Genomic DNA, 21,747 nt, shown 5'->3' with positions numbered 1-21,747 from the left:
CCGACGCCGTTCGCGCCGACGAAAGCCGCCCGCCAAGGCATCTCACAGCCACCCGGCGTCGCTCACGGATCCCAGGCCGGTGCCCGACAGACGGCGGTGCGGGGTCATGGCCTGGTCCTCGGTCAGGGACGCGACGTGGTCGGCGGCGGCCCGCAGCGGGTCGCCGTGCAGGTCGAGTTCCTCGGCCCGGTGGGTCGGCAGGAGCGTGGGGAATTCATGGGTCCAGCGCGGCAGTTCGGAGACGACGCGTCGTTTTCCTGCTGCTCGGTGGCCAGTGCCGGGCGGTCGATGACGTAGCGCCGGACCAGTTCCTTGAGCGGGTCGCAGGCGGCTCGGCGCTCGGCGGGGACGACGAGCCCCGGGGCGGGAAGAGCCCGGCCAGCGGGATCAGACCGGTGCGGGAGAAGTCCTCCACATCGTGACAGGCGTACGTGGCGTCGTCGACCCAGTCCATCACCCGCTCCTCGACCGGCACCGCGCCGTCGCCGCGGCCCGCCCGCACCCATGCGAACGCCTGCCGGTCGACGGCGTAGACCCCCCACTTGGAGTGCCGCGCGGGGTCGACGTCACGCGGGACGCGTTCCCAGGGGTACTTGGTCGCGGCGTCCAGACAGGCCCGGGGAGGTGCAGGCCGCGGTGGCCGGGGGACTTGTGCGCGGCCAGGAAGGTCAGGATGTGCAGGGTCTGCGCGTTGCCCTCGAAGCCGTCGAGCACCCCGTCGGCGGCGCGCAGCTCGTCCATCGTCGCCCGCAGCGCGGTCTCGTCGGCGTGTCCGCAGGGCGGGTGGCCGATGTCGTGCGCCATGCAGGCCACCTCGACCAGGGCCGGGTTCGGGCCGCCGTAGCGCCGCTCAAGCCGCTCCGCCATCCGCCGCCCGAGCTGGGCGGCCTTCATCGAGCGGGTCAACCTGATCTGGCACGCGCCGAGTTCACCGCTCGCGACGACCTGACTCTTGCCCGCCAGCGCGCGCCACTGCGTGGAGTACAGGATCCGGTCGACGTCGTGCTCGAACCCCGATCGCTGTCCGTCGTCCGCGTTTCTTCGGCACAGGGAGTGCTGTTCCAGGTCTTCTTCGCTGTACCGAGCCGGTCGCATCACGGGATGGTTGTGCCCCTGCCACCGTCCACGACGGGGTACGTGCGTCAGCGCCCACTCCCCTGCCCGTGGTCACCCTTCACCCCGGCCCCCTCCTCCGCCCTCGCGAGGATCCCCTCGACCACCCCCGACTTGGCGTCGGCGTAGTTCTGCATGTACTCCCATGTCCGCTCCGCCAGCGTCCTCTTGGTACGGGCGTACAGGTCACGGTCGTCGTCGTGGGCGCGGAGCCAGTCCCGGAACCGGAGCATGCGGGCGGTCTCCTCGCAGCCCTCAGGAAACACGTGCAGGTTCGCCGACGCGGCGCCGGGCGCGAGGTCCTGTCGGCGCAGCACGCGGTGCTCGTACCAGTCGGGCTCCCGGATGGCGAGCGTGTAGCCGAGTCGTTCGAGCGCGGGCACGTACGTCGCCTCCTCCCCCGGGTCCGGGACGGTCAGGAGCATGTCGATGACCGGCTTGGCGGGCAGGCCGGGCACCGACGTCGAGCCCACGTGCTCGATCGTGTGCCGCACGTCCGCGAGCGTACCGCCGAGCCGTGCGGCCTCGGCGGCGAAGACCAGCGGCCAGCGGGGGTCGTACTCCGCCAGCGTGACCCGGCCGTCGAGCTTGGGCACCGCGCCCACGTTGGCCGCGGCGATCTCCTCGGCGGTCATCGGCACTGTGCCGTCGACCGCCGGTGCTTGCGGCTCCTGACCCTGGTTCCCCTGCTCGGGCATGGCTTGCGGCTCCTCGCCTCGGTGTGTGGGTGGCGTACTCATGATCCGACAGCGGGGCCCCGGGTGACCGCCTATGCCGGGCACAGGTCCTTCACCGGGTGCGCCCGGAGCGGACGGTCCACAGACGCCTGGTGCCGTTTCGTAATCGAGGGATGAGGCCCGCGCGCAAGAGGGAGGACTTGCCGCTGCCCGAGGCGCCGAACACCACCAGGCACGGTCGGGCCTCGGCCAGGTGTAGGGCCGCGTCTCTGTGAGCACTGACTCCTGCGGAGATGGCGAACCGGAGGCGCTGACCCACACCACCCCGTATCTACCGTCGGCCTGGGGGCCAGGTCGGTGTGGGGTGCGGGACGCTCGGCAAGCCTGCTGGCTGCGTAGGCGCGGCTGTACGACGACGGTCTCGTGTACCGCCGTTCTTCTCACCAACGGTCGACCCCACCTTGGTGGCGAGAGCCGTCAAAGGGGAGGCGCGAGCAGGCCCTGTCTGGGCTGCGGGGCACGGGGTGGCCCAGCGGCAGCTGTCAAGCGATAAGCGGTGTTCGTGCTGACTGCACGACGTGGGCGTGCAGTCAGCACGGCTGCATCCAGGTGGCGGCCCGTATCCGTAGCGTGGGACGGGGGCCGTACATGGCACCGGCGATCCGCTGCGCATACGAAGAATTCCCTGGTGGGAGCCCCCAGACGCGAGTCTCTCTCGCACTGCACGGGGTCTGTGATGCGGCCTGGGGTGGGAGTTCAGGAAGGCGAAATTCGATTGCTGGCCTCGCGATCAGGTGCCTAGCCTGGGGCCCGTCGTGGAGCTGTCCGCTCCGTTCGTTTATGTCACGAGGTGATGACCTATCTCCCAGGCTTGAGAGCCGCTCGCCATGAGGCTTGACCCCCTGCTCCGTGCAGCAGCGTGCGGTCGTCTCTCGGCAGCGGTCTGCCCTTCGGCCTGGGCGTTGCCGTACCCGAATTTTCCTGTCGCGCAGTCAGCGGGACGGGCATGCCTGGCCTGCCCCTTTCCCCTTTCTGTCCGCCAGAACAGGAACTGCGTTGTGTCTGCTGACACCAAAGCCCTCCCCTCCCGCTCCGCCCCCACGGGCAACCGTTCCGGCCGTGGTCGCACCGTCATGCTGGTCGTCGTCCTGGTTGCGGAGCTGATGAATGCCCTCGACGGCTCCGTCGTCTACACGGCTCTGCCCTCCATTCAGCAGGACACCGGCGCCTCGGGCGCCGCGGTGCAGTGGATCCACTCTGCCTACGCGCTGGCCTTCGCCCTCGGGCTGATCACCGGTGGCCGGCTCGGCGACCTCTATGGCCGCAAACGGCTCTTTCTCCTGGGTACCGGCGTCTTCACCGCAGCGTCGCTGTTCTGTGGCCTGGCCGGTTCGCCCGCTCCGCTGATCGCTGCCCGCGTCGTCCAGGGGGGAGCCGCGGCTGTCATGGTTCCTCAGGTCCTGGCCACCTTGCACGTCAGCTTCGACGAAGGCTCCCGCGCCAAGGCGTTCAGCCTCTACGGCACCATCATGTCGCTGGGCAGCGTCGCCGGACCGGTCCTGGGCGGGGTGCTCACCAGCGCCGATGTTTTCGGCCTCGGGTGGCGCCCGATCTTTTTGATCAATGTGCCCATCGGGCTGGCGACCGTGCTTCTCGGCCTGCGGTACCTTCCCGAATCCCGTGACCTCGCCGCCCGGCGCCTGGACCTCACGGGGATGGTCATGGCCGGCCTGGGCCTGCTGCTGATCGCCTACCCGCTGACCGTCGGCGGTGCGCATCAGTGGCCTGCCTGGAGCTTTTTCACGATGGCCGGGGGGTTGCTGACGCTGGCGGTCTTCGTGGTCCAGCAGCGGGCCAGGACCGCACGCGGCCGCGACCCGCTCGTCGTCCTGGCGCTGTTCAAGAGCAGGTCGTTCACCGCGGGTCTGTCCGCGCAGCTCGTCTTCGGGCTGCTGTCCGGTGTGTTCTTCCTGGCGTGGACCCTGTTCATGCAGGACGGGCTCGGGCTCTCCCCGCGGCAGGCGGCGGCAGGCTTCGTGGCGGCCTCGGTGGGTGAAATGGCCGGCGCCTGGCTGGCGATGAGTCTGGCCGTCCGGCACGGCAGGCGCGCCCCGCAGACCGGCGCCCTGCTGGCCGCGGCCACCCTGGTCGGATACGCGTGGCTGATCGCAGAGCAGAACACCGGCCTTTCCCCGGTGTTGGCGGTTCTGCCCATGCCGGCGGTCGGCCTCGGCCTCGGCATGATGGGAGCGGCCTTGGCCGACATGACGCTGCGCCAGGTCGACCACGAGCACGCCGGGTCAGCGTCGGGGCTCTTCAACACCTCGACCCAGCTCGGCATCGCGCTGGGCACGGCGTTGACCGCCGTGGTGTTCTTCGCCCACTCCCCGGTCGGCAGCCACGGCACCACCGTCACGACCGCGTTCACCGGAACCCTCTGGTACGTCATCGCCGCCCTGCTGGCGATGTGGGCCCTCGTGCTCTGGTTGCCCAAGCGCCACGCCACGCACTAGGAACAGCCCTCTCCGGGGCCCGGACGGCGACGTCCGGGCTCCGGGCGTGCCCCAGGGCAGCCGCCCGGACGGCAGGGTCCGCGACCACCGGTCGCGACCGCTGCTCTCACCCGCCGATGAGTCCGCCAACGAGGAACAACCGCCCCCCATGATCCGACTGTTGATCGCCGATGGCCTGCGACTGACGCGCGAAGCGCTGGCTGTCGTCCTTGCGTCCGAACCCGGCATGCAGGTGGTTGCGCAGGTACCACGAGGCGACGAGATCGTGCCGAACGCCCTGCGCACCCGCCCGACGGTGGCGCTGCTCGACGCCCACCTCCCCGGCCTGGACGGGCTCTCGGCCGCGGCACAGCTCAAAGCCGCCCTGCCCCCCTGCCGCATCGTCATCCTGACCACCCCAGAACGCGCCAGCGCCCTGCGAACTGCTCTGGAGGTGGGGGTCGACGGGTTCATGAGCAAAGGCGTATCGGTCAACGACCTGACCGACTCCGTCCGCAAGGTCGCACGCGGTGACCGTGTCCTGGACCCGCGGCTCGTCACTGACGCTCTGCACACCCCCGACAACCCGCTCAGCGAACGCGAGACCGACCTTCTCCGCCTGGCCGCGCACGGCCACACGCCCCCAGAGATCGCCGAGATCCTGCATCTCGCATCCGGAACGGTCCGCAACAACCTGGCCGCCATCAACCGCAAAGTCGGGGCACGCAACCGCATCGAGGCGATACGCACCGCCTCCGCCCGCGGCTGGATCTGACCGTACCGACCTCCGTCACCGCGCCTCCCGAGTGCAATCTGCACGAAGACCCATGCTTTTCACCTTCACGGCACCCCCGCGCCACCTCCTAAAGCGTCCATATCCGCTGGTCAGCGCGGCGGCAGCGAAGAATGTCGGATCCGGAACCGGTTCGGGGGCCGTCATGACCTTGGAAGAATCCGAACCCGGTCGGCCTTCGGATGATCCGTCGCCCGCCATGATCTGAACGAGAAGGAGACATCGTGTCCAGCCGGTGTGATGTGTGCAGCAAGCAGCCCAGTTTCGGCAAGCGCGTGGCCCGCTCCGGGTCCCGCGCCCAGAGCCGGCACGTCCGGGGACGGTCAAGCCGCCGTTTCAACCCGAATATTCAGTCCGTCCGGGCTGTCAAGAATGGGACGCCCCTGCGCATGAACGTGTGCACCTCTTGCATCAAGGCGGGCAAGGTGGACCGTCGCGTCTCCGCGTAAGCATGAGGAAGAAACTGGCACCCAGGCTCCTCAGCCGTATCCGCGCTGCGGTGCCTGGGTCCCGGCGCCCTCCGCCTAGGAACGAATTCCCCTGTGATGACTGCGGATTGCCGACCGCTCCCGTTGACGGCCCTGATGAGTGGTACACCGTACTCGACGGAGTGTGGGAACGCGCTGGTGCCGCCGAGGACAATGTCCTTTGCGTCGGTTGCCTCGAAGTACGCCTGAAACGCCGTCTCGTGCACACCGACTTCATCTCGGCAGCCCTCAACGACCCGAACTACGGACACCACAGTGAGCGCCTGCTGAGTCGTCTGCGACCCGCAACCCAGGATTGATATCCACCGGCACCGCCCCGGGCGCAAGCGGAATTTATTCCGTTGCATGGAGGATCGCTGCCGTTTTAGTCTGTTGTGGTTCCGTTGTATTTCCGTCGGTGCCCGTTCTGGGGCCCGACGCCGTGTTCCGAGGTGATGACGTATCCCCCAGGCCAAGTAAGTAGCCGCTGGTTTTTGAGGCGCTCTTCCGGTTGTCCGCGATGGCGGACTGCCGACGCATGCCTCGACGGCGGTGTTCCTTGATGGCCTGGGTCGTTGCACCTTGCTTTCCCCTGTCGCGCTGAGCGGCGTGCGGGGCATGCCCAGGCTGCCCCCGCCTCTTGTCCCTTCTGTACGCGAACAGGAATCTTCACCGTGTCGACCGACACCCACACCACCGGCCGCCCACGCCCGACCGGGGCTGCCCGTGCTGCCACGATCACGCTCCTCGTGATCCTCACCGCCGAGCTGATGAACGCGCTCGACGGTTCCATCGTCCACACCGCGCTGCCGTCCATCCAGGCGGACACCGGCGCCTCCAGCGCCGCCGTGCAGTGGATCCCCGCCGCCTACACCCTCACCTTCGCCCTCGCCCTGATCACGGGCGGGCGCCTGGGTGACCTTTTCGGGCGCAAGCGGGTCTTCATCGCCGGAACTGTGCTGTTCACGCTGGCCTCGCTGCTGTGCGGGACTGCGACGGGCCCGGAGTTCCTGGTCGTCGCGCGGGCCCTGCAGGGCGCTGGCGCGGCGGTGATGGTGCCGCAGGTCATGGCTACCATCGCGGTCACCTTCCAGGGGGAGTCGCAGGCCAAGGCGTTCGGCATGTACGGGATGATCATGTCGCTCGGCGGCGTCCTCGGGCCCGTCCTGGGCGCTGTCCTGACCTCCGCCGACATCGCCGGTCTGGGCTGGCGGGCGATCTTCCTGATCAACCTGCCCATCGGCCTGGCCACCGTGCTGTTCGCCCTCCGGTTCATCCCGGAGTCCCGCGAGCAGCAGGCCAGGCGTCTTGACCCGCTGGGCATGCTGCTCTCCTCCGTGGGTCTCCTGCTGATCGCCTACCCGCTCACCGTGGGCGGCGAGAAGGACTGGCCCCTCTGGAGCTTCCTCATGATCGCCGCAGGCGTGGTCGTGCTGGCCGTGTTCGTGGCCCAGCAGCACGCCAAGACCGCCAAGGACGGTTCGGCGCTGGTGGCGCTGTCTCTCTTCAAGAGCAAGGCGTTCGCCGGCGGGCTCTGCGCGCAGTTGGTCTTCGGTCTGGTCTCCGGTGTCTTCCTGCTGACGTGGGTGCTGTTCATGCAGTCCGGCCTCGGCCTCACGCCAGGGCAGTTCGCCCCGGCGTCCGTCGCCATCTCCCTCGGCGGTGTGGCCGGCGCCATGCTGGCCTCCACGTGGGCGGGCCGCCACATGCGGCGCGTGCCGCAGGCCGGAGCCGTACTGATCGCTCTCACGCTGGCGGGCTACCAGCTGCTGGTCTCCGCCCAGCAGACCGAGACGCCGTTCGTGGCCGCTGTCGCTCCGATGATCCTCGTCGGGGCCGGTTTCGGCATGGTCGGCGCGGGTCTTGCCGGGCTCACCCTCAGCCAGGTCGGCCACGAGGACGCAGGATCTGCGGCGGGACTGTTCAACACCGCCATGCAGCTCGGTACCGCACTCGGTATCGCGACGGCCTCCGTGGTGTTCTTCAACCACGCCCCCGCGGGCAGCCACGGCACAACCGTGACCGAGGCGTTCGCGGGCAGCATCTGGTACGTCGTTGCCGCCCTCGCGGTGATGTGGGCGCTGATGTTCCGGCTGCCCAAGGCGGTCAAGGACGCCTGACCCACAGCCGGGGCCCGCCCTCGCCGGGCGGGCCCCGGCCCCTCGACCACGCCGTGCCACGAGGCCTGACGGTCCTGCTCGGCCCCAACGGGGCGGGCAAGTAGACCCTGCTGCGCCTCGCGGAAGCCACCTACACAGCCGTCGGCGCGGGAGGGTAGGGCGGCACGGACCGCCCCAGGGGGTGAGCAGGCCCGCACTGGGGCGGCCGCAGGCTCAGTCCCGCAGCACCACCAGCACGAACGCCGCCGACACCGCGCCCAGCACGACGGCCGCGACCCCGCGTGAGAACCGGTGGTCCCGCAGCACGGGCAGCAGTTCGTCGGCGGCGAGGCGGCCGGGCCCGGCCAGGGCCACCGACACGGCGCCGGCCAGGAGCACGATGTCGTACTCGACGCCTTCGGGGCTGAAGAAGCCGCCGCCCCACTTCACGGCCATGGCGTTGAGCATGATGCCGAGGATCCCGGCGCCCGCGAGGGGGGTGAGCAGGCCGATCGCGAGGCCGAGGCCGCACAGGGTCTCGGTGAGCGCGGCGACCCAGGCCATCGTCTTGGCGGCCTTGTAGCCGTCGGAGGAGAAGAAGGCCGCGGTGGCGTCGAGGCCGTTGCCGTCGAACCAGCCGAAGAGCTTCTGCGAGCCGTGGGCGGCCATGGTGAGGCCGACCGCGAGCCGGAGCAGCAACAGGCCGACATCGGCGCCGGGTTGGGGCCCGGAGGCGACCGCGAGGGCGTGTCGGCGCGGTGCGCGCGGCGACGCGGAGGCGTAGGGGGACGGGGGTGGGGGCGGGGACGAGGAGTCGGCGGAGCGCGGGGAGTCAGCGGAGTGAGGGGGACGGGACGGTGAGGACATGCGTGATCTCTCCTTGTGCCGAGGGGGGAAGGACGGGGACAGGGAGGAGAGGTCCCTCTGCGTGCTGAACGGCTTTGTGCTGAACGGCTTTGTGCTGAACGGCGCGCGGCGTGGCTCCCGCAAGCGGGACGTCCTGTCGGAGCCGGGGCGCCCGCCCCGGCCCGAGGGCGTACGCTCGCCCGCTCATGTCGACCGATGATAGGTCCAGACCAAGTCGGTATGAAGCCCTCCGACCGTCACAGACCCCGGCCCGGCTCACTGCGGCCGGATTTCACCCCTCGTCGCTCCCCTCCCCCCCTGCCTACCGGGCCGCACCGGCGGACGGAGGCACGGGGCGTCGCATGCACACCCGGGGCCAGCGGTCCAGGCCGTGCGCGGCCTCGTTCTCCCGGACGGCCCGCAGCCCCGGGCCCAGTTCGGCGTCGTCGAGGAGCACGAAACCGCAGCGCGCGTAGTACGGGGCGTTCCACGGCACGTCCCTGAAGGTCGTGAGCGTCAGCGCGGGGACCGCCTCGGCCGCGGCGCGGTCGGCGAGGTGGTCGAGGAGGGAGCGGCCGATGCCGTGGCGGGCGTGGTCGGGGTGCACGGTCACCTGCTCGACGTGCAGGTCGCCGTCGACGTGGTCGGCGAGGAGGTAGGCCACCGGTACGTCGTCCGGGTCGGCGGCCACCCAGGCGAGCCCGGCGCGCTGGTAGCCCGCGAGTTCGTCCGGGGCGGGCGGCTCGTCGTCGGCGATCTCCGGCATGCCGACGTCCCGGAAACAGCGGCCGGCCGCCCGCTCGATGTCCTGAAGGCGGGTCAACTCACCGTGGCGCAGGGATCGGATACGCATCGCGCCATTGTTCCAGGTCAGTGGGGCGCCATGGCCTCGGCCCCGGGCACGGCAATGCGGTCGGCAACGAGGCGAAACCGCCTTGCCGACCCCCGTCGAGCTCCGGGGTCGGCAAGGCGGTTTCCGCTCGGCCGCGCAGCCGCTCAGGCCCCGTTGCGCCGTGGCTCGGTCGGGAACGTCTCCGTGTGCAACGTGATCGCCCGCACCGGGCAGGCCCGTGCCGCCTCCCGCAGCATGGGGTCGCCCACCCCGTCCTCGCACCCGGGCAGCAACTCGCTGAAGCCGTCGTCGTCCTGAGTGAAGACCTTCGGTGCCGTCAGGACGCACTGACCGGCGCCGATGCACACGTCCGTGTCGATGGTGACGCGCATCAGCCGCGCCCCCAGGTGACGGGCAGTTCGACCAGGCCCTGGATCGTGTCGCCCGGCTTCATCCGGATCTCGTCCGCCGGGACGGCGAGCCGCAGGTCGGGGAGGCGGGCGAGCAGGGACCGCAGGGCGATCTCCAGTTCGGCGCGGGCGAGGTTCTGGCCGAGGCACTGGTGGATTCCGAAGCCGAACGCGAGGTGGTGCCGGGCGCTGCGGCGCACGTCGAGGTCGTCGGGGTCGGGGTAGACGGCGGTGTCGCGGTTGATGGTGGAGGCGGCGAGGACCACGCCCTCGTCGGCGCGGATGGTCTGCCCGGCCACCTCGATGTCCTCGGTGGCGACGCGCACGAGTCCGTCCGCGATGGACAGGAAGCGCAGCAGTTCCTCGACGGCGTCGCGGGTCAGGTCCGGGTCGGCGCGCAGGGCCGCGAGCTGGTCGGGGTGTTCGAGCAGGGTGAAGGTGCCGAGCGAGATCATGTTGGCGGTGGTCTCGTGCCCGGCGACGAGCAGGATGAGGGCGATGCGTACGAGTTCGTCGCGGTCCAGGCTGCCGCCGCTCAGCCGTTCGCGGACCAGTTCGTCGAGTACGCCCTCGGGGGTGGCGTCGGCCGCGGCAGCCCGCCCCGTGCCGCCGTCGGCCGTCTTGGTCTTGCGGTCGACCAAGTCGCCCAGGTAGTCGAGCAGTTCGACGCGGCCAGCCTCTGACTCCTCGGCCGTGGCGCCCCGCAGGATGCGGCGTGCGGCGTCCTCGAAGAACTCGTGGTCGGCGTACGGGACACCGAGGAGTTCGCAGATCACGATGGACGGTACGGGCAGGGCGAAGGCGGTGACCAGTTCGACGGGCGGCCCCTGGGCGATGACGGCGTCGAGGAGTCCGTCGACGATGTGCTGGATGCGGGGGCGCATCGCCGCCACCCGTTTCACCCCGAACGTGGGGATGAGCATGCGGCGTTGCTTGTTGTGCAGCGGGTCGTCGACGCCGAGCAGGGCGAGCGGCTCCCGGCGGGAGAGCTCGAAGCGCGGGGCGATCATCGGGAAGGCGGGATGCTGCCGGTCGGTGGAGAGGCGGCGGTCGGTGAGCAGGGCCTGGGCCTCGGCGTGCCCGGTGACGAGCCAGGCCTCGCTGTTGTCGTAGAGGGTGACGCGATTGACCGGGCCTTGAGTGCTCAACGGCCGGTATCCGGCGGGCGGGTGATAGGGGCAGGTTCGGTCCTGGGGGAAAGGGGCGGCTTGCGCCATGGGGGCCTCCGATGTGCTCGGACGGGTTGTGCGGTGTCCCGACCCCCACTTCATGCCCCATGCAAGCATCTGGAACATGCCCGGTTCGGCCAACTTCGCGCAGGACGCCCCCGAGTTCAGCATCGCGGCCGATTTGTGATGCTCCCCCGACGCCGTCGCGCCTCATGACCTCGCAGGAGCCGCAGCTCTCCCCAGGATTTTTCGCGACAGCCACTGACACGAATGGCGTGATCACGCCGGTCTCCCGCACCGACCGCGCCGTCAGGCCGCCCATGCCGCCCACGGGCGCGCCCTCACCACACCACAAGCCCCGGCCACACGAAGAGCTAGAGCACCGATGCCAGACGCTCGGCGCCCGATCCGGACACGCCCGCGAGTCCGGCGGGGCGGCCGGTCGCCAGGAGCAACAGGTCGCCCGCCGGGCCGCGGACCTCGCCCGTGCCGTCGCCCGTCGACCAGTCCGCGTCGGTGGCGATCAGGCGCAGGCCGCGCAGGCGCTTGCGGGCGCCGTAGAACGGGCTGCCCACGACGTGGTCGAGAGCCGTCGTCGTCGGCTCCAGGGGCATGGCCCGCGTGCGTCCGAGCGGGCGCGCGATGTCCTGCCCGTGGACGAGGAAGTCGACCAGGGGATCCGCGGGGGCGGCCATGGGTGCCCGGCGGGGCGACCCCGCCGTCTCCCGGATCTGGGCGATCAGTTCGGCGGGCGGGAACGCGGCCGCCCTCCGCACGGCGAACTCGGCCTCCATGCGGTTCCAGTCACCGCGGGCGCTGAGGGCGCCGCCGAGCACCATCCGCCACGTCGTGCGCGTCGACAGCGTCAGATGGGCGGCGACGTCCCGTACCGTCCAGCCCTCGCACAGCGAGGGCGCCTCCCATTCGGCGTCGTCCAGATCCGCCAGGAGGTCGGCGACGCCGAGGCGCTCCGTCTCCACCCAGCCGAGAATCCGCTCCGCGTTCGTCTTCGTACCCATGGCTTCGCCTCTCACCTCGAAGGCAGCAGGACTCCGGCGGCACGGGGCCGCCGGAACCTCTGCGCGGGAAGTGCAGGTATGACCACCCGCCCGCCGAGAAGTGAGCGATCCACGAATGTGACCTGGACCACAAAAGGCGCGGAGGGCGGGTCACGGTCGGCGACCCGCCCCTGCGGCACCGGTCAGGAGCCGACGTACTCCCGAAGGTGACGGGCCGTCAAGGTGTCCCCGGCGGTGACCAGTTCGGCGGGCGTGCCGGTGAAGACGATCTCGCCGCCGTCGTGGCCGCCGCCCGGGCCGAGGTCGATGATCCAGTCGGCGTGGGCCATGACGGCCTGGTGGTGCTCGATGACGATGACCGAGTTGCCGTCGTCGACGAGCCGGTCGAGGAGCGCGAGGAGCTTGTCCACGTCGGCCAGATGGAGGCCGGTGGTCGGCTCGTCGAGGATGTACGTGGAGGACTTCTCGGCCATGTGGATGGCGAGCTTCAGGCGCTGGCGCTCGCCGCCGGAGAGGGTGTTCAGGGGCTGGCCGAGGCGCAGATAGCCGAGGCCGACGTCGGCGAGGCGGCCGAGGATGGTGTGCGGCTGGCCGGAGGGGAAGAAGTCGTACGCCTCGGCGATCGACATGCCGAGGACCTCACTGATGTTCTTGCCGTTGAGGCGGTAGGTGAGGACCTCCGGCGTGAAGCGTTCGCCCCGGCACTCCTCGCAGACGGAGGCGACGCCCTGCATCATGGCCAGGTCGGTGTAGACGAGCCCGAGGCCGTTGCACTTCGGGCAGGCGCCCTCCGAATTGGCGCTGAACAAGGCCGCCTTGACGCCGTTGGCCTTGGCGAAGGCGTTGCGGATCGGCGTGAGCAGGTTCGTGTACGTCGCCGGGTTCGAGCGGCGCGAGCCACGGATCGGGGACTGGTCGGCGACCACCACGCCGTCCTGCCCGGACAGATAGCCGTGGATGAGCGAGCTCTTGCCGGACCCCGCCACACCGGTGACGACGGTCAGGACGCCGAGGGGCACGTCGACCGAGACGTCCTTGAGGTTGTGCGCGTCGGCACCCTTGATGGCCAGGTGGCCCTTGGGGGTGCGGACGGTGTCGCGGAGCCGGGCGCGGTGGTCGAGGTGGCGGCCGGTGAGGGTGCCCGAGGCCCGCAGGCCCGCCACGTCGCCGGTGTAGCAGATCTCGCCGCCCGCCGTGCCCGCGCCCGGGCCGATGTCCACGACGTGGTCGGCGATCGCGACGACCTCCGGCTTGTGCTCGACGACGAGCACGGTGTTGCCCTTGTCGCGCAGCCGCAGCAGCAGGTCGTTCATGCGCTGGATGTCGTGCGGGTGCAGGCCGATCGTCGGCTCGTCGAAGACGTACGTGACGTCGGTGATGCTGGAGCCGAGGTGGCGGACCATCTTCACGCGCTGCGCCTCGCCGCCGGAGAGGGTGCCCGAGGGGCGGTCGAGGCTGAGATAGCCGAGGCCGATCTCGGTGAGCGAGTCCAGGAGGTCAAGGAGGTTGGCGAGGAGCGGGGCGGTGCCCGCGTCCTCGATGGAGCGGACGAAGTCGGCGAGGTCGTTGATCTGCATCGCGGAGCACTCCGCGATGTTCACGCCGTCGATCCGCGAGGAGAGCGCCTCCCGGGTGAGGCGGGTGCCCTCGCAGAGCGGACACTGCCGGAAGACCACGGCGCGGTCGACGAAGGCCCTGATGTGCGGCTGGAGTCCGTCGCGGTCCTTGGCGAGCCAGGTGCGCTGCATCTTGGAGACGAGGCCCTCGTACGTGAAGCCGTTGGAGCCGACCTTCACCTTGACCGGGTCCTTGTGCAGGAGGTCCGCCCACTCCTGCTCGGTGAAGTCCTTGAGCTTCTTGTCGGGGTCGTAGAAGCCGGAGTTGGCCATGACCTGCCAGCTCCAGGAGTCCACCGCGTAGTACGGGAGGGTCAGGGCGCCCTCGTTGAGGGACTTCTCGCGGTCGAGGAGCTGGTCCACGTCGACGGTCGAGACCTCGCCGGCGCCCTCGCACTCGGGGCACATGCCGTCGGGCAGGTTGAAGCTGAAGGCCCCGGACGTGCCGATGTTCGGCACGCCGAGGCGGCTGAAGATGATCCGCAGCATCGTGTACGCGTCCGTGGCGGTGCCGACCGTGGAGCGGGAGTTGGCGCCCATGCGCTCCTGGTCGACGACGATCGCGGCGCTGAGGTTGCGCAGCTCGTCGACGTCGGGGCGGCCCACGCTCGGCATGAACGACTGGATGAAGGCGGTGTACGTCTCGTTGATCAGGCGCTGGGACTCGGCGGCGATGGTGGCGAAGACGAGCGAGGACTTGCCGGAGCCGGAGACTCCGGTGAACACGGTGAGGCGCCGCTTGGGCAGGTCGAGGGAGACGTCCTTGAGGTTGTTCTCCCGCGCTCCGCGGACCTGGATCAGGGTGTGGCTGTCGGCGGGGGTGACCTTCACGGGGGCTCCTTGTACGGCTCGCACAGCTGTCCGGCATGAATAGCGTACAGCGTACTCAGTCAGGGAGCGCGATGCCTCTGTTTTTTGTGAGCCTCCCGTGCTGCGGCTTTCTGTGCGCCTCCCGTGCGGCGGTCCCTCGGGTCTCCGTACGCCCCGGGTGTCGTGGGTCCGTCGATCACGTCGCCGGACACAGGACCCCGCGGCCCTCCGCTATCTCGACCTTCCCGGTCGCGACGTGCAGGGCGAACTGAAGGTCGCGCAGGCCGCTCAGCGACCCGAGGTCCCGGGACATGTGCGCCTCCAGGGCGCGCAGATGGGAGCGCACGGTGGCCTCCGACAGGCCGAGGGCCCGCGCGGCCGCCTCCAGGTGCGCCTCATGGGTGAGCCACACCGTGGCGGTCGTGATCAGGTCCCTGCGATCGCCCCGGGCCGACCGCAGCAGGGTGTCCGCCCACGCCGTCACCTGGGGCGAGGCCAGGAGGGAGTGGAGGGTCGGCGCGTACGTTCCCGGCGTCGTGGACTGCGCGGGCGGCTCCCGGTGGGTGACCAGCTCCAGCGCGAGGCCGACGGCTATCCGGTCGGCGACGGAGGCGAAGTCCACGCGCAGCGCCTCGGCGGCCCGGGCCACGCGGCGCGTGACGGTGTTGCGGTGCAGGTTCAGCCGCCGTGCGGCGACGGTGTAGGGGTGGGCGAGGGCCATCGACAGGGTCTCGCGCATCTGCTCCCACTGGGCGTCGTGGCGCATCAGCGGGTCGAGCAGGTTCCTCGCCCACAGTTGCGCGTCGCGCGGCGGGAGCAGGCCTATCAGGTCCGTGTTCGGCGCGGACAGCGCGGCCGCGTCCGGCTGGAGCAGGGCGAACCCCTGGGCGGCGCTCGCCTCCCGGAGCGCGTCGGCGAGCAGGGACATGGAGTAGACGCCGCTGCCGCCGACGGAGGCCTCGGCGCCCAGGGCGGCGACGAGCCGGGTCAGGTCGGCGCCCACGCCGTCGTCGGCGCGGCCGGGGCGGACCGGTTGGACGACGATGATCCGGCGGTCGGAGCGCGGGTCGGCGATCACCAGGGCGCGGCCCTCCGTGACGACCTCGCACCGGCGCACCGCGACGTCCCGGTGGGCGCACGGGACGTCGACGACGAAGACCCGGACCGTGTCGGCCTCGAGGAGACCGGGCGCCTGGGCGGCGAGCACCCGGCGCGCCTTGTCCACCTCCCCGTCGAGGAGCAGCTCCACCGCCGCCCTGCGGGCCGCGCGGGAGGTCTCGGCGGCGGCGCGGTACTCCCGGCGCGCCTGGTCGAGCAGGCTCAGGAGCTTCGCGGCGTGCCCGAGGAGGCGCACCTCGGCGTCGTCGAAGGGGGCCGTGCCGCGGGCGATGGCGAGGACCGTGCCCGCCCCGCGCGCCGGGCCGAGGGAGATGAGCCGGGTGTGCGGGCCCGAAGGACGGCCGGACGCCGTGCCGTCGACGGAGCTGTGGATGATCGCCGGGGCGAGGGTCTCGGCGGCCGTGGCGGGCGAGGCGGCGAGCACCCGGTGCGGGTCGCTGACCAGGACCTGTACCTGCAGGGCGCGCGCGAGCCAGTCCGCGATGCGCTGCATCGCGCGGGGGTCGGCGAGTTCGGACGGCACCTGCTGCACCAGCGTGGCGAGCTGGCTTGCGCGCAGTTCGGCCCCGGCGAGGCGGCTCTCCTGGAGACGGTGGCGCGTCTTGGCCCACTCCCGCAGCGGCGCGGTGGTGACGAGCACCGGGACGGCCAGCGCGTGGGACAGGTCGCGGATCGCCTGGGGCAGCGGCTGGTGCGCGCCGGGCTCCAGGCTCACCACGAGGCCGGCGCACTTGTCCAGGGCCAGTTGCTCCATGAGCGTCTCCAGGGCGACCTCCGCGCGGCCCCGAGCGCGGAACTGCAGCCCGGTAACCAGGACGAGGCATCCGGCGTCGAGGCGCCGCTGGGGCTCGCCCTCCAGCAGCTGCGACACGGTCAGGGCCGTCAGTCCGGCCACGCCGACAGCCCCGAACCGGGCAGCGTCGACACCTCCGGCGAAGGCGAGCTCCAGCTCCGCCCTGCCGACCAGCACGCCCAGTGTCAGCACGTCATCTCCCCCTTCTGCCCGAGGAGTTGGTGATGTCCCTCGACGGGGCTCACAGCCGCATGGTGTGCCGACGCGCTCTCTCTCGGGCTCGCCGACACGTCAACTCCAGCCGAAGCAAGCTCAGGCAGTGCACAGCGACTTGACCGGTTTCCCGTCGGCGGTCGCCATGGACATACTCAAAGGGTTGCGCACACAGATTGCAAGCGACAAGGTGTGCACTATCCGCAAGTTGTGGAGAGTGCCGGAAGGAGCGTTCGTGGCCCGCGAAAGGTCAGGTCCGACCCTCGCGCATCTCGTTCTGGCCACCCGGCTCAAGATCCTGCGCGAGGCGGCGGGACTGTCGCGAAAACAGGCCGCCGACGCCCTCGGCGCCCACCCGGTCACCGTCCGCCGGATCGAGCACGCGCAGACGTCCCTGGACGAGGGTCAGGTCCGCTCGCTCCTCGGGGCGTACGGGGCACCGGACGCGGAGATCGAGGAGTTCCTCGGTAAGCTCGCGACCGCCAACCTGCCCGGCTGGTGGCATCCCTGGCGCACTGTCATGGACCCCTGGCAACTCGACCTGATGAGCGTGGAATCCGCGACCAGCATCATCCGCACCTGGGAACCGGCCCTCGTCCCCGCCCTCTTACGCACCCGGGACTACGCCCGCGCCGTCGACGACGCCCTGCGGCCCGATCTGACGGCCGCCGCCAAGGAGGCCCGCACCGAACTGCTCATGGTGCGCCAGGAGCGGCTGCGCACCCAGCAGACCCGGATCTGGGCGCTGATGTCGGCCGTGGCCCTGCACACCCGCGTCGGCAACGAAAGCGTCATGGCGGAGCAACTCACCGCGCTGCGGGCGGCCGCCGAGCGGGCGGACGTGACCTTGCAGATCCATCCGCTGGACGGCCCCCCGCACGCCCTGACCGGCAAACCGGCCATCACCGTCTACCGCGTCGAGGCACCGGAGATCCCCGACCGGGTGGTCCGCGAGGGCGGCCCGGTCGGCGCCGCCGACATCTGGGACGCGCCCACCACCGTGACCGACTACCGCCTGCTCCTTGACTACTCCTGCGCCACCGCCTTCCATCCAGACAAGTCGAAAGAGGCACTGTCATGACCGAGCCGACAGACCCCCTGCAGATCGACACCTCTGTCGCCCACAGCGCCCGGGTCTGGAACTACTGGCTGGGCGGCAAGGACTGGTTCCCCGCCGACCAGGCCGCCGGTGACGCCTACCGCGACAAGTACCCGATGATCGAGCCGATGGCCCGGGAGTCCCGCGGCTTCCTCATACGCAGCGTCAACTGGCTGGCGCGGGAGGCGGGGATCAGGCAGTTCCTGGACGTCGGCGCCGGGCTGCCCACGGCCAACAACACGCATGAGGTCGCCCAGCGCATCGCACCCGAGTGTCGGGTGGTGTACGTCGACCACGACCCGCTCGTCCTGCTGCACGTCCACGCGATGCGCAAGAGCACGCCCGAGGGCGCGATGGACTACGTGCTCGCGGACATGCGGGACACCGACGCCGTCCTTCAGGGCGCCGCCAAGACCCTGGACATGACCCGGCCCATCGCCTTAGTGATCAATGACGTGCTCGGCCACATCGTGGACTGGGACGAAACGTTGTCGCTGGTACGCCGGCTCGTCGCCCGGCTCCCTTCGGGCAGCTATGTGTCGCTGAGCCACTCCACCGCCGCCGACGAACGGCACCGGGAGGTCCAGGAGGAGTACAACAACTCCGGCGCGATCCCCTACATCTTCCGGGAGCCGGAGCAGACGATCGCCTTCTTCGACGGCCTCGATCTGGTCGAGCCCGGCTATGTGTCCTGGCCCAACTGGCGGCCCGACGCCACCACCGGACGGCTCACCGAGCGGGCCGGGTGGGGCGGGGTCGCCCGGATCTCATGACGACCGGTGGCGCGGGCCGTCCGCAGCACCTCACGGGGCCCCCGTCCACTCCCGTCGCGCCGGACCCCGCGAGCCAATGGGTGCAGCGGCTGACGCGGGCGGCGGCGCGCTCCGGCGCCGTCCTGATCGCCGAGACCGCCGCGCTCGCCGACGGCTGGGCCGCCCTCGTGGACCCCTCGGTCGGCACCGTCCACAGCACCCCCCGTACGGCGGGGCCCGACGGCGAGCGCGCCGCCGCGCACCCGCAGGCCCATCCGCACCTCACCGTCCGGCACGTGGGCGACGCTTCCGGTTCCGTCCTCGTCGTCGGCCCCGGGCGGGCGCCGTGTGCCCACGTCGCCCTGATCGCGCAGGCCACCGCCGACCTGCTGCGGGTACGGGCCCGGCGGGCGGACGACGTGCGCGGCACCGAGCAGCGACTGCACGCCGCCGTACTGAACCTGCTGCTGCACGGGCAGCACGCCCTGGCCTCCTCCGTCCTGGGCGACGGCACCGCGACGCACGCGACCGTGTACCGCCTCACCGGGCGCACCGTGCACGCCGCCTACCAGGCCCTGTGGCGGGCCGCGCAGCCCGGTGCGTTCCTCGGCGGCCCCCGGATGCTGGTCTGCCTCGACGGGACGGAACTGGTGGCCGTCGCCCGCCACGACGCGCACGGCGATCACACCTCCGCGCGCACGCTCATCGCGCGCGTCGCCGAACGGCACCACCTGACGGGGGGCGCGGCGGAACCCGCCCCCCTGGACATGTTCGCCACCGCCTGGTCCGAGGCCGGCGCCGCCCGGCACAGCGCCACCCCGGGCCGCCTCGCCGCCGCGAGCGGCCTCGGCGCGGACGGGCTGCTCCGGGTCGTGCCGGGCGACCGCCTCGGCGCCTGGTCCGCGGCCGTCCTGCGGCCCCTGGACCGGGAGCAGCGCCGGACCCTGGAAGCCTGGCTGCGGTCGGGCTCGGCGCAGACGGCCGCGCCCGCGCTCGATGTGTCCGAGGGGACGGTACGCGCACGACTGCGGGCGGCAGGAAGCCTCCTCGCCGTCGATCTCGACCACCCCACCGTGCAGGCGCAGTTGCTGCTCGCGCTGCGCGCCCCGGCCGCTCCCCTGCCCGTGCCCGCGCAGGCCGCCGCCCCGACGACCGCTCCGGTCCTGCCCGTACCGCCGATCCGGGCGACCGCCCCGACCCGGCTGCGCACCGACCCGGCGCTGCCCGCCGGTCTGCTCGGCCCGCAGGACGCCGCCCGCTGGGCGTCCGGGCTGCTGGAACCGCTGGACACCCGCTTCCGCATCACGCTCCGGTGCTGGCTCCGGCACCGGGGCCGCACCGCGCCCGCGGCCGCCGAGCTGGGGCTGCACCGGTCCACGCTCACGGCCTGGCTCGGCGAGTGCGGCAAACTCCTGGACCTGGAGCTGTCGTCGGCGACGACCAGGAGCGAACTGCACCTGGCCGCCGAGACGATCGCCACCCCCGCCGACACACCGGCGGCGCTGCCACGCCGCGGGGGCAGGACCTATCGGGGGGCCGGGCGGTAGGCGCACATCCGTCGGACGGGCACCACCGCCACCGCCGAATTCCTCAGCCGGCCGCGCTCACGGCCCTTCGGCAGCGGCCAGGGGCGCGGCGAGTTCGCCCAGGAGCCGGGCCGCCGGGGCGGGGTGGACGAGCCACTTCAGGTGGCTGCCCTCGAGGTCGCGGACGTCGTAGGGGTTGTCCGGGGTCAGCGCGTCGCCCTCGCGGATCAGGCGGTCCTGCAGGGCGAGCGGCAGGCTCGTGTCGTCGGTCAGACGCACGTAGGTCTTCGGGATCCGGCCCCAGGTCTCGGCCCGCGCCCGGTCGGCGGAGGTGCCGACGTCCAGGTTCTCGTCGGGCTGGAAGGTGTTCAGGAAGGTCAGGAACTCCTCGTCGGTGCCGTCGGCGAGGAAGGCCGCCTTGAACGCCGCCAGGGCGCCGGGGTCCGCGGTGCGGAAGTTGACGCGGAGCAGGCCGAGTTCGGCCGGGTTCCCGGCCATCGCCAGGGCCAGGGACGCGGCGTCGACCGTGGCCATCTCCGGCTCGGCGTAGTAGTCGCCGACGTCGAGGACGACCGGGCACCAGGCGGAGACGTAGACGATGCGGTCGATGAGGTCGGGTCGCGCGTTGGCCGCGGCGGTCGCCGTGACGCCGCCGCGGCTGTGCGAGACGAGTATCACGGGGCCGTTCCGCTTGGCCCGCTCCAGGGTCCCGATCAGATGCGCGACGTTGTCGGCGAGGGTGACGCCCTTGATCGCGCCGGGCGCGGTGGCGAGCCCTTCGGGGTCCTGGGGCGCCTGGTAGGCGCGGGTGTAGGTCGCGGCGAATCCGTGCCCGGGCAGGTCGACGGCGACCGAACGGTGGCCGAGGAGGCCGAGTTCGGCCTGGAGCGGTGCGAAGGAGAAGGAGTTCGCGAACGCCCCGTGCACCAATACGAAGGTCGGCTGCATCTGTCTGCTCACTTTCTGGCCCCCCACGGCGTCGGCGGCGCGCGCCACACCGGGAAAACTGGTCTCCGGTTTCCGATGGCGCACCCTACCTGCGCATTTCCACGAGAATCACCCCCTCGAAGAAACATACACACGTGCATGTATGGTTGCTGTCGGAGGAAGGGCAACCAGCCTCCGCGCAGCAGGACTTCGGCCATCCGGCGCGACGAACCGAGCGGAGCAGCCATGCGAACCCCGGACACACGAGGCGGGACACGGCGGCAGCCGACCGCGCCGGACGGCGTCGACCGCCCTCGCCCCACCCAGGCCGATCGCAGCGCGCGCTCGCGCACCGCTCTGCTCGAGTCGGCCGCGCGGGGCCTGTCCCGCTACGGCTACGGCCATCTCAAGCTGGAGCAGGTGGCCCGCGAGGCCGGGTACACACGCGGTGCGCTCTATCACCAGTTCAAGGACAAGCAGGATCTGGCCCTGGCCGTGTGCGCGTGGTTCCGCGAGACGTACTGGCACGAGGTGGCGCGTTTCGTCGAGCAGGAACCGGACCCCGTCGTGGCGCTGCTCACCCTCGCCCGCGGCCACGCCGTGTTCTGCCGGCGTGACGTGGCACGCGTACCGATCGCGCTGCGCCTCGAGTTCAGCGGTCAGGACCATCCCGTCGGGCGCGAGGTCGAGCGGAACTACGACACGCTCCTCACCCGCGTCGCCGGTCTCATCGACGCCGGGCGCGCGGCGGGCGCGATCCCGCCCGGCCGGCCGACCGAGGCCCTCACGCTCGCCTTCGTCGGCGCGCTCGAGGGCACCGTGATCGCACTGGCCGGCCGAACTCCGGACGACGAGCTGTTCGCGGCCCGGGCCGTGGCGGGCGTGCTCGGCATCGCTCCCCCGCCCTGACGCGGAGCCGTAGCGCGATCTCGTACCCCATCCGGACCCACTCCCTCGCAGTCATCCGACACCGAG

Annotated in this window: 19 protein-coding genes and 1 pseudogene; 8 read left to right on the top strand and 12 right to left on the bottom strand. The window is 71.4% G+C overall.

Going from position 1 to position 21,747, the window contains the following annotated elements; genetic code table 11:
* Nucleotides 1-42: 42 nt before the first annotated feature.
* The 4 genes and pseudogenes from ACZ6BG_RS17685 to ACZ6BG_RS17670 all read right to left on the bottom strand — a co-directional run.
* Nucleotides 43-327: a hypothetical protein gene (locus tag ACZ6BG_RS17685; protein WP_469002977.1), complete on the bottom strand. Its 285-nt coding sequence runs from the start codon at nucleotides 325-327 to the stop codon at nucleotides 43-45.
* A gap of 126 nt (nucleotides 328-453) precedes the next feature.
* Nucleotides 454-1,095, bottom strand: coding sequence for an HD domain-containing protein (locus ACZ6BG_RS17680; RefSeq protein ID WP_469002038.1), 642 nt, complete (start codon nucleotides 1,093-1,095; stop codon nucleotides 454-456).
* A 47-nt stretch (nucleotides 1,096-1,142) separates the two neighbouring features.
* Complete coding sequence (locus tag ACZ6BG_RS17675) at nucleotides 1,143-1,811, bottom strand: GrpB family protein (RefSeq protein WP_469002036.1); 669 nt, start codon at nucleotides 1,809-1,811, stop codon at nucleotides 1,143-1,145.
* A gap of 124 nt (nucleotides 1,812-1,935) precedes the next feature.
* Nucleotides 1,936-2,043: pseudogene (locus ACZ6BG_RS17670) on the bottom strand (nSTAND1 domain-containing NTPase); the annotation flags it as partial.
* An 880-nt stretch (nucleotides 2,044-2,923) separates the two neighbouring features.
* Here ACZ6BG_RS17670 and ACZ6BG_RS17665 point away from each other — a divergent pair.
* The 4 genes from ACZ6BG_RS17665 (at nucleotide 2,924) to ACZ6BG_RS17650 (ending at nucleotide 7,662) form a co-directional block, all read left to right on the top strand.
* The gene (locus ACZ6BG_RS17665) at nucleotides 2,924-4,303 is read left to right on the top strand and encodes an MFS transporter (RefSeq protein WP_469002033.1); all 1,380 of its coding nucleotides are present in this window, start codon (nucleotides 2,924-2,926) and stop codon (nucleotides 4,301-4,303) included.
* 148 nt (nucleotides 4,304-4,451) lie between these two features.
* Complete coding sequence (locus ACZ6BG_RS17660; RefSeq protein ID WP_469002031.1) at nucleotides 4,452-5,057, top strand: response regulator transcription factor; 606 nt, start codon at nucleotides 4,452-4,454, stop codon at nucleotides 5,055-5,057.
* A gap of 242 nt (nucleotides 5,058-5,299) precedes the next feature.
* On the top strand, nucleotides 5,300-5,524 hold the full coding sequence (rpmB, locus tag ACZ6BG_RS17655; RefSeq protein WP_469002029.1) for a 50S ribosomal protein L28: 225 nt from the start codon (nucleotides 5,300-5,302) through the stop codon (nucleotides 5,522-5,524).
* A 692-nt stretch (nucleotides 5,525-6,216) separates the two neighbouring features.
* Nucleotides 6,217-7,662 carry an MFS transporter gene (locus ACZ6BG_RS17650; protein WP_469002027.1) on the top strand — a complete coding sequence of 482 codons (1,446 nt, stop codon included), beginning with the start codon at nucleotides 6,217-6,219 and terminating at the stop codon, nucleotides 7,660-7,662.
* Between the two features lie 213 nt (nucleotides 7,663-7,875).
* Here the strand turns inward: ACZ6BG_RS17650 and ACZ6BG_RS17645 are convergent, their stop codons facing one another.
* From ACZ6BG_RS17645 to ACZ6BG_RS17615, 7 genes are all read right to left on the bottom strand, one after another.
* On the bottom strand, nucleotides 7,876-8,508 hold the full coding sequence (locus ACZ6BG_RS17645) for a DoxX family protein (protein ID WP_469002025.1): 633 nt from the start codon (nucleotides 8,506-8,508) through the stop codon (nucleotides 7,876-7,878).
* 301 nt (nucleotides 8,509-8,809) lie between these two features.
* Nucleotides 8,810-9,340 (bottom strand): GNAT family N-acetyltransferase, encoded by a 531-nt coding sequence (locus ACZ6BG_RS17640; RefSeq protein ID WP_469002023.1) that lies wholly within the window; start codon nucleotides 9,338-9,340, stop codon nucleotides 8,810-8,812.
* Between the two features lie 143 nt (nucleotides 9,341-9,483).
* On the bottom strand, nucleotides 9,484-9,711 hold the full coding sequence (locus ACZ6BG_RS17635) for a ferredoxin (protein WP_469002021.1): 228 nt from the start codon (nucleotides 9,709-9,711) through the stop codon (nucleotides 9,484-9,486).
* Nucleotides 9,711-10,946: a cytochrome P450 gene (locus tag ACZ6BG_RS17630; RefSeq protein WP_469002019.1), complete on the bottom strand. Its 1,236-nt coding sequence runs from the start codon at nucleotides 10,944-10,946 to the stop codon at nucleotides 9,711-9,713. Before ACZ6BG_RS17630 ends, ACZ6BG_RS17635 begins: the two co-directional genes overlap by 1 nt.
* Nucleotides 10,947-11,272: 326 nt before the next feature.
* On the bottom strand, nucleotides 11,273-11,917 hold the full coding sequence (locus ACZ6BG_RS17625; protein WP_469002017.1) for a maleylpyruvate isomerase family mycothiol-dependent enzyme: 645 nt from the start codon (nucleotides 11,915-11,917) through the stop codon (nucleotides 11,273-11,275).
* Between the two features lie 182 nt (nucleotides 11,918-12,099).
* Nucleotides 12,100-14,364 carry an ATP-binding cassette domain-containing protein gene (locus ACZ6BG_RS17620; RefSeq protein WP_469002015.1) on the bottom strand — a complete coding sequence of 755 codons (2,265 nt, stop codon included), beginning with the start codon at nucleotides 14,362-14,364 and terminating at the stop codon, nucleotides 12,100-12,102.
* Nucleotides 14,365-14,539: 175 nt separating this feature from the next.
* Nucleotides 14,540-16,447, bottom strand: coding sequence for a helix-turn-helix domain-containing protein (locus ACZ6BG_RS17615; RefSeq protein ID WP_469002012.1), 1,908 nt, complete (start codon nucleotides 16,445-16,447; stop codon nucleotides 14,540-14,542).
* Nucleotides 16,448-16,703: 256 nt separating this feature from the next.
* On the opposite strand from ACZ6BG_RS17615, the gene ACZ6BG_RS17610 reads away from it, so the two are divergent.
* Genes ACZ6BG_RS17610 through ACZ6BG_RS17600 form a run of 3 tightly spaced genes read left to right on the top strand, consistent with a single transcriptional unit; the run spans nucleotide 16,704 to nucleotide 19,866 of the window.
* The gene (locus ACZ6BG_RS17610; RefSeq protein WP_469002010.1) at nucleotides 16,704-17,549 is read left to right on the top strand and encodes a helix-turn-helix domain-containing protein; all 846 of its coding nucleotides are present in this window, start codon (nucleotides 16,704-16,706) and stop codon (nucleotides 17,547-17,549) included.
* Nucleotides 17,546-18,340, top strand: a complete 795-nt coding sequence (locus ACZ6BG_RS17605; protein WP_469002008.1) for an SAM-dependent methyltransferase — start codon at nucleotides 17,546-17,548, stop codon at nucleotides 18,338-18,340. Before ACZ6BG_RS17610 ends, ACZ6BG_RS17605 begins: the two co-directional genes overlap by 4 nt.
* A complete protein-coding gene (locus ACZ6BG_RS17600; protein ID WP_469002005.1) occupies nucleotides 18,337-19,866 on the top strand; it encodes a helix-turn-helix domain-containing protein in 1,530 nt (509 codons plus the stop codon). The genes ACZ6BG_RS17605 and ACZ6BG_RS17600 overlap by 4 nt, the downstream gene beginning before the upstream one ends.
* 57 nt (nucleotides 19,867-19,923) lie before the next feature.
* Here the strand turns inward: ACZ6BG_RS17600 and ACZ6BG_RS17595 are convergent, their stop codons facing one another.
* Nucleotides 19,924-20,793: an alpha/beta hydrolase gene (locus ACZ6BG_RS17595; protein WP_469002974.1), complete on the bottom strand. Its 870-nt coding sequence runs from the start codon at nucleotides 20,791-20,793 to the stop codon at nucleotides 19,924-19,926.
* A gap of 225 nt (nucleotides 20,794-21,018) precedes the next feature.
* Between ACZ6BG_RS17595 and ACZ6BG_RS17590 the strand changes: the two genes are divergently transcribed.
* Entirely contained in the window at nucleotides 21,019-21,681 is a 663-nt protein-coding gene (locus ACZ6BG_RS17590) for a TetR/AcrR family transcriptional regulator (RefSeq protein ID WP_469002002.1), read from the top strand.
* The last annotated feature ends 66 nt before the right edge of the window (nucleotides 21,682-21,747 follow it).

Source organism: Streptomyces sp. NPDC041205 (assembly GCF_055591765.1).
Note: the sequence above shows the minus strand (reverse complement) of the source record. Positions and strands in the feature narration are given on the sequence as shown.

Coding starts and splice junctions, on each gene's coding strand:
- ACZ6BG_RS17660 (WP_469002031.1), top strand. CDS start 4,452: ATGATCCGACTGTTGATCGCCGATGGCCTGCGACTGACGCGCGAAGCG.
- ACZ6BG_RS17625 (WP_469002017.1), bottom strand. CDS start 11,917: ATGGGTACGAAGACGAACGCGGAGCGGATTCTCGGCTGGGTGGAGACG.
- ACZ6BG_RS17675 (WP_469002036.1), bottom strand. CDS start 1,811: ATGCCCGAGCAGGGGAACCAGGGTCAGGAGCCGCAAGCACCGGCGGTC.
- ACZ6BG_RS17640 (WP_469002023.1), bottom strand. CDS start 9,340: ATGCGTATCCGATCCCTGCGCCACGGTGAGTTGACCCGCCTTCAGGAC.
- ACZ6BG_RS17665 (WP_469002033.1), top strand. CDS start 2,924: ATGCTGGTCGTCGTCCTGGTTGCGGAGCTGATGAATGCCCTCGACGGC.
- ACZ6BG_RS17680 (WP_469002038.1), bottom strand. CDS start 1,095: ATGCGACCGGCTCGGTACAGCGAAGAAGACCTGGAACAGCACTCCCTG.
- ACZ6BG_RS17630 (WP_469002019.1), bottom strand. CDS start 10,946: ATGGCGCAAGCCGCCCCTTTCCCCCAGGACCGAACCTGCCCCTATCAC.
- ACZ6BG_RS17605 (WP_469002008.1), top strand. CDS start 17,546: ATGACCGAGCCGACAGACCCCCTGCAGATCGACACCTCTGTCGCCCAC.
- ACZ6BG_RS17635 (WP_469002021.1), bottom strand. CDS start 9,711: ATGCGCGTCACCATCGACACGGACGTGTGCATCGGCGCCGGTCAGTGC.
- ACZ6BG_RS17600 (WP_469002005.1), top strand. CDS start 18,337: ATGACGACCGGTGGCGCGGGCCGTCCGCAGCACCTCACGGGGCCCCCG.
- ACZ6BG_RS17645 (WP_469002025.1), bottom strand. CDS start 8,508: ATGTCCTCACCGTCCCGTCCCCCTCACTCCGCTGACTCCCCGCGCTCC.
- ACZ6BG_RS17595 (WP_469002974.1), bottom strand. CDS start 20,793: ATGCAGCCGACCTTCGTATTGGTGCACGGGGCGTTCGCGAACTCCTTC.
- ACZ6BG_RS17590 (WP_469002002.1), top strand. CDS start 21,019: ATGCGAACCCCGGACACACGAGGCGGGACACGGCGGCAGCCGACCGCG.